Annotated in this window: 1 protein-coding gene; it reads left to right on the top strand. The window is 67.0% G+C overall.

The window, feature by feature from the left end; translation table 11 throughout:
- A partial coding sequence (locus tag AB4Y84_RS17140) for an alpha-2-macroglobulin family protein (protein WP_442250514.1) occupies positions 1-3258 on the top strand: 3258 nt, incomplete at both ends.

Raw genomic sequence — 3258 nt, 5'->3', positions numbered from 1 at the left:
GTGCTGCCGGCCAAGGACAGCCGTGGCCTGCCGGTGGTGTCGGTGAACGTGCCGGAAGTCGATGTCGAGTTCCTGCGCGTGCGCGAAAAGGACCTGCCGACCTTCTTCAGCCAGTACCAGCGCGGCGGTCGCCGTGGCAGCTGGGAACTGAGCAGCGACTACGAGCGCAGCCCGATCAACAAGCTGGCCGAGCCGGTCTACGTCAACCGTTTCATTCTGGGTGGCAAGCAGAACGAGCGGGTGCTGACCTACCTGCCGACCCAGGACATCAAGGAACTGCAGGAGCCGGGCCTGTATTTCGCCCTGCTCAAGCGCACCGGAGACTACGAGGGTGAGTTCGATACCGCGTTCTTCTCGGTCAGCGACATCGGCCTGCACACCCGTGCCTACAAGGACAAGCTGTTCGTACACACCGCCGCGCTCAAGGACGGTGCATCGCTGAAGGGTATCGACCTGCGCGTGCTCGATGCCAAGGGCGAGGTAGTGCTGAAGGGCAGCACCGACAGCAACGGCAATGCGCTGCTGAACTACACCCTGGATGCTACCCACGTGCTGGTCGCCAGCAGCGGCAAGGACACCAGCTTCCTGCCCTTCAACCAGCCCGCGCTGGACCTGAGCGAGTTCGCCGTGGCGGGGCGTGACAACGCCTGGTTCGACGTCTACGCCTGGTCGGGTCGCGACCTGTACCGCCCGGGTGAGACGGTGCGCCTGTCCGCGCTGCTGCGCGACAACGATGGCAAGCCGGTGAAGAGCCAGCCGGTGTTCCTGCGCCTGAAGCAGCCCGACGGCAAGACCTTCCGCGAAACCCGCGTGCAACCGGGCGACCAGGGCTACATCAACTTCGAGCAGACCATTCCCGCCGAGGCGCCGACCGGGCGCTGGCAGGTGGAGTTCCGCACCGACCCGGCCAGCAAGGAAGCGATCCAGGGCATGACCCTGCGCATCGAGGAGTTCCTGCCCGAGCGCATGAAGCTGGACCTGGACAGCGCGCAGAAGACGCTGAAGCCGGGTGAAGACCTGCGCCTGCAGGCCAACGGTGCCTATCTGTACGGTGCCCCGGCCGATGGCAACCGCTTCACCGCGCGCATGGCGGTGGCCGCCGAGCAGAAGCCGGTGGAGGGCCTGCCGGGCTACTTCTTCGGCGACCCGACCCTGCAGCTGCCGCGCGAAGCCAAGGATGTCATCGACACCACGCTGCCGGCCAATGGCCAGCTGCGCGAAGACGTGTCGTTGCCGGAAGAAGCGACCAAGGCGAAGGCACCGATCGCGGTGGTGCTGTCCGGCAGCCTGTATGAAACCGGTGGCCGCACGGTCACCCGCACCCTGAAGCGGGTGGTGTGGCCGGCCGCCGCACTGGTCGGCGTGCGCCCGTTGTTCAATCCGGACGACGGTGCTGATTCCAACGGCAACGCGCGGTTTGAACTGATGCGCGTGGATGCGGACGGCAAGCCGCAGCCGGCCAAGGGCCTGAAGATCACCCTGGTGCGCGAGCTGCGCGACTACCACTGGACCTTCAACGACAACCGCTGGGATTACGATTTCACCCGCCGCTTCGAAAACAAGGAAACCCGTACCGTCGATGCCGGCGGCAGCGCGGTGGCCTTCGACTTCCCGGTGGAGTGGGGCGAGTACCGAGTGGACGTGTTCGATCCGTCCACCGGCCTGACCAGCCGTTATCCGTTCCGGGCCGGCTGGAGCTGGGGCGATGACAACCGTGGCCTCGATGCCCGCCCGGACAAGGTCAAGCTGGGCTTGGACAAGACCGGCTACAAGGCCGGCGATACCCTGGAAGTGACGGTGACCCCGCCGCATGCCGGCAAGGGCGTGCTGATGGTCGAGACCGACCGCATGCTGTACGTGCAGGACATCGACGCCAAGCCCGGTGCCACCTACAAGATCCCGGTCACCGCCGATTGGGAGCGCCACGACGTCTACATCACCGCGCTGGTGTTCCGCGGTGGCAGTGCGCCGARCAAGATCACCCCGGCCCGCGCGGTGGGCGTGGTGCACGTGCCGATGGACCGCAAGGGCCGCACCGTGGCCGTCGGCTTGGCCGCGCCCAAGCAGATGCGACCGGAGCAGGACCTGCCAGTGACGGTCAGCGCACCGCAGCTGGCCGGCAAGGTCGCGCACGTCACTGTTTCGGCCGTGGACGTGGGCATTCTCAACATCACCCGCTTCCCGGTGCCCGATGCCGGCGCGCACTTCTTCGCCCAGCGCCGCCTCGGTATCGATGCCTATGACATCTACAGCCGGGTGATCGAGAGCTTCGACGGCGGCAGCGGCAAGCTGAAGTTCGGCGGCGACATGGCGCTGCAGGCGTTGCCGCAGGCCAAGCGGCCGACCGCGCGCGTGCAGACCGTGGACCTGTTCTCCGGCCCGGTGCAGCTCGATGCCAAGGGCATTGCCCGCATCCGCCTGAAAGTGCCGGATTTCAATGGCACCCTGCGGGTGTCGGCGCTGGTCTACAGCGATGACCAGTACGGCAAGCGCGATGTGGAAACCGTGGTGCGTGCGCCGATCCTGGCCGAGGCCAGCATGCCGCGCGTGCTCGCCCCGGGCGACCGCAGTACGGTGACCCTGGACGTGCAGAACTTCACCGGCAAGCCCGGTCAGTTCAACGTGCGCGTGGACAGCGAAGGCCCGCTCAGCCTGGGCGAAGGCACGCGCAGCGTGCAGCTCAATGCCGATGCCAAGACCACGTTGAGCTTCCCGTTGTCGGCGCGCGAGGGCCACAGCGTGGCCAAGGTGCGCGTGCGTGTGGATGGCAACGGCTTCAAGGCCGACCGCCGCTACGATCTGCCGGTGCGCGCGGCGTGGCCGCAGGTACTGCGCTCGCAGGTGCGTACGCTCGATCCGCTGGCGGCGGTGAGCCTGGATGGCAGCCTGATGGACGGGCTGATGTCCGAATCGGTCAATGCCCGCCTGCTGGTCAGCCCGCTGCCGCCGATCCCGTTCRCCAGCGCGCTGCAGGGCGCGTTGAACTACCCGTACGGCTGCGCCGAACAGACCACCAGCAAGGGCTACGCCGCGCTGATCCTGGACCAGGCCACGTCGTCCATGCTCGGCGCTGACGGCCTGGACGCGAAGACCCGTCGCGAGCGCATGGAAGGTGCGTTCGGTCGCCTGGCGTCGATGCAGGTGGCCAACGGCAACTTCTCGATGTGGGGTGACGATGGCTACGTGAACCCGTGGCTGACGCCGTACATCGCCGAGTTCCTGCTTGATGCCAAGGACGGTGGTTTCGCGGTGCCGGAC

Origin of the sequence: Stenotrophomonas sp. 2YAF22 (assembly GCF_052114665.1) — a bacterium.
GTDB classification, from domain to species: Bacteria; Pseudomonadota; Gammaproteobacteria; order Xanthomonadales; family Xanthomonadaceae; genus Stenotrophomonas; species Stenotrophomonas indicatrix.
This window is presented reverse-complemented; position numbering and strand designations above follow the sequence as displayed.